This is a genomic window from Synechococcus sp. R55.7, assembly GCF_047461955.1.
GTDB lineage: Bacteria > Cyanobacteriota > Cyanobacteriia > Thermostichales > Thermostichaceae > Thermostichus.
The window spans coordinates 1-3,007 of record NZ_JANSIC010000271.1 but is presented as its reverse complement, the minus strand read 5'-3'; the positions used below and the strand labels follow the sequence as shown (position 1 = coordinate 3,007).

Here is a 3,007-nt window from a genome sequence, read left to right as displayed (position 1 = left end):
GCAAAGCCCGCTGCACCGAGCCTAGGTAGCCCTCTCCAAACAGGTTGAGATGGTTGAGCCAGTGGTAGAGCTGGTAGAGGGGCTTGCGGTGAGGATATCCCTTATCCAAAGGATAGGTCTGCTGATAAGCCCGATAGAACTCCGGCGGAAAGCCGCCAAACAGTTCTGTCATCGCCAGATCCGTCTCTCGATCCCCGTAGTAGGTGGCCGGATCGAAAATCACCGGGGATCCATCGGCCAAGGCCCCGTAGTTGCCGCCCCACAGATCTCCATGCAACAGAGCGGGTTCTGGCCTGTAATCCTGAAAAAAAGCTTCTAGCTCCGCCATTACCCGTTCGGCTTGGGCCACCCACGTGCCGCGATACCCCTGTTGGCAAGCCAATTTCACCTGGTAGAGCAGCCGCTGTTCCCGATAAAAATCCGGCCAATTCTGCCGCCAACTGTTGATCTGAGGCGTAGAGCCGATGGTGTTGTCGCGCTCCCAACCGTAGCTGCCGTTGGGGGATAGGGTGCGGTGCAACTGGGCCAACTGGGATCCCAATAAACCCGCAGTCTGCGGACGGGGCGAGGTTAGCTCCAGGTATTCCAGCACCAAGTAAGCCTGCTCTCCTACGGATCCCCAGATGATGGGCTGGGGCACGCGAATGGCCTGGGCAGCCGCTAGGGTTTGCAAGCCCGCAGCTTCCGCTGCAAACATCTCCAGCGCCCTTTCTCCCCCACGGGCCAATTTGACGAAGTAGTCTTTTACCCCTTCTGCAAGAGGGCTTTGGGAAGCGCAGGAAAACCGATAGGTGGCGTTGATGCTGCCTCCGCCCACAGAACGATACTGTAGGGGCTGGATGGGATCCCCTGTTGCTTCTGAAAGGTGCTGGGCGATGGTCTGCCAAAGAGTTTGCATCAGCAGCAAAAGTCAATTGTCGGAGAAAAACAGGTACTTATGGTCATTTCGGGTAGTCATTTCAGGTTAGGGTGAGACGCCTGAGCCATTGCCTGGGCCATTGAGAAAAGCCCTATGGCCCCGTGCATTCAAAGTTTTAGGTGTGGGCGCAGTCTCCTGGTTTAATTGAAATGACCATAACTCTTTTTTTGTGCTACTTTCACCTTCTCATTCTCAAGAGCACAGTCAATAGCGCGAGGACTCCGTCCCGCTGGCAGGACGGGTTGGACGCCAGACCGGGCTCTATCCTTCAGTCGAGCTTCTGGGTACTGGTCTCCGTCTTGCTGCAGGGCAGCCGAGTCTATCTTGCGCTTGCGGGTCTTGACTTTTGTCGGCCTCAGGTCTTCTCGGTTCAGCCAGCGATAAACTGTTGCACGACTAACCTTGTTCATCCGTGCAACTGCTCCCTTCCTGGACATACCCTATGACTCTCTCTCAGGTCTAAGCTTCCTCCTGAGGTCTACCTCCATGCCTTCTTAGCTGCAGGGCCGTCTCATTCTTAAATGAATTGACCCTGTTCCTAACCTGTGGGGCTCTGGGGTCTTGAGCTTCCGCCTCCTATGGGGAAAGTGGGGGGAGAGCTGTATCTCAAATTAAGTTCGAATTGAGGTCAGCATTAGCGGCGGAGAGGCTCAGAAATGGCCACCACATCCTGCAGAAACTGATCCTGTTGCTGGCGCAAAATGCCCAGGTCAGGACCTTGGTTGAGCAGGACAAAGTGGATGCCATTCGGCAGCTGCCCCATCGTCATCAGCCGATCCGCAGCGGATCCCACCTGAGCAGCCGTGCCTGGGGGCAAGGTGCGCGCCCGCAGGGTGCTGTGGCCAGTGCCCGCTCTGGGCAAGATCCGAGTCGGATCCCCATCTGTGAAATCTACCAGGTGTTCCCAGAGATGAGCTAGGGCGCGGGGGGAAAGGTACAGCGCTCGCCCTCTTTGCCCCAGGCGAATGTCTTGCTCGGCGGGGGCCATTTGGGAATCCAGGCGGGAAATGGGCTGAGCCACCAACCGCTGCCGCAGGTACTCCAGCAGGGCTGTTTCGCCCCCCAGTTCCGCCAACAGGGCTTCTGCCATGGCTCGGTCGTTGCTGCCATTGAGGATCTGCAACAGGGATCCCAGCCGTAGCGAGGTGTAGCTGGCCAGGCAGTGGGCGTCCGCGGGGAGGGCTGTTAGGACTGACACCGAGCCGCGAATGACAACCGGATGGGGTTGTTGAGTATTGCTGAGGAGTTCTGCCAAACGTTGAGCGCCGCCCAAAGGATCGGGTTGGCCCAGCAAACGGAAGGGGGGCAACACCTTCACATCCCCGTCGATCTGGCGAATGTTGAGGCTATGCAAATGGCGGGCCAGCTCTGCCACATTCGCTTCCGTGAAATAGGGATCCCCGCCACCCACCAGGATCAAATCTCCCGTCAAGCGATGGCCCAACCGATGGCCTGTGGTGTAGAAGCGGGTCTCAAAGCGATGCTCGTAACCCCAAGTCTCCAGGGCCATCAAGCTGATGGCCAACTGATCCAAGGCTCCCACCGGCAAAGGTCGATCCGGCCCATGCTCCGCCAACAGCTCCCCTTCCGGCGTCCAGAGCAGGATCCCCTGTTGAGAGAGCGCTCCCCCTTGGGCCGCCAATCCTTGCAAAAAGCCGGACAAGACCGAAGCGTAAGGAGAATCTTCCCACTGCGGCGATTGGGCGCGGGGCCACCAAGGGGGAAGGCCCGGAGTCCCACTTGGGGAAGGCAGCGGCGGCGGTGGAGTGGGGATGGGGGGGAAGGGATTCTGAGTCAATGTGGGAGACTCGACTTCAGCACCTGTGGGGTTGCTCCAGCAGGCCCCCAAGGCCAAAGCACCAGCTAACGGGATCCCTGCCCAGAGGAGACGACGATGGGGGCGCAACCCCTGTGGGATAAGCGGCATGATGACCTCACAAAGACACTTGCAAAGGACAACGGGCTGGCAAAAGACTTGACGCTACTCTAGTGCCATCCGAACTGCCTTGGCAAATCTCTGTGCCAGCCTTTTCCAGCGTTATCGACTCCGGCCAAGGCAAGCCCATCTTTTGCTTGTCAGGGATCCCA

General features: G+C 58.4%; 3 protein-coding genes. All 3 read right to left on the bottom strand.

All coding sequences use genetic code 11. The features are described 5' to 3' along the window. Nucleotides 1–898, bottom strand: an 898-nt coding sequence (locus tag NW820_RS11550; RefSeq protein ID WP_414407549.1) for a fructosamine kinase family protein, incomplete at its 3' end; no start/stop codon positions are given. Nucleotides 899–1,059: 161 nt separating this feature from the next. Beyond that, the gene (locus NW820_RS11545) at nucleotides 1,060–1,329 is read right to left on the bottom strand and encodes an IS630 transposase-related protein (protein ID WP_414328998.1); all 270 of its coding nucleotides are present in this window, start codon (nucleotides 1,327–1,329) and stop codon (nucleotides 1,060–1,062) included. Between the two features lie 224 nt (nucleotides 1,330–1,553). Next, complete coding sequence (locus tag NW820_RS11540) at nucleotides 1,554–2,846, bottom strand: D-alanyl-D-alanine carboxypeptidase (RefSeq protein ID WP_414407548.1); 1,293 nt, start codon at nucleotides 2,844–2,846, stop codon at nucleotides 1,554–1,556. Nucleotides 2,847–3,007 lie beyond the last annotated feature (161 nt).

Excerpts from the sequence above, each read along its gene's own strand:
- NW820_RS11545 (WP_414328998.1), bottom strand. The coding sequence starts at position 1,329 with ATGAACAAGGTTAGTCGTGCAACAGTTTATCGCTGGCTGAACCGAGAA.
- NW820_RS11540 (WP_414407548.1), bottom strand. The coding sequence starts at position 2,846 with ATGCCGCTTATCCCACAGGGGTTGCGCCCCCATCGTCGTCTCCTCTGG.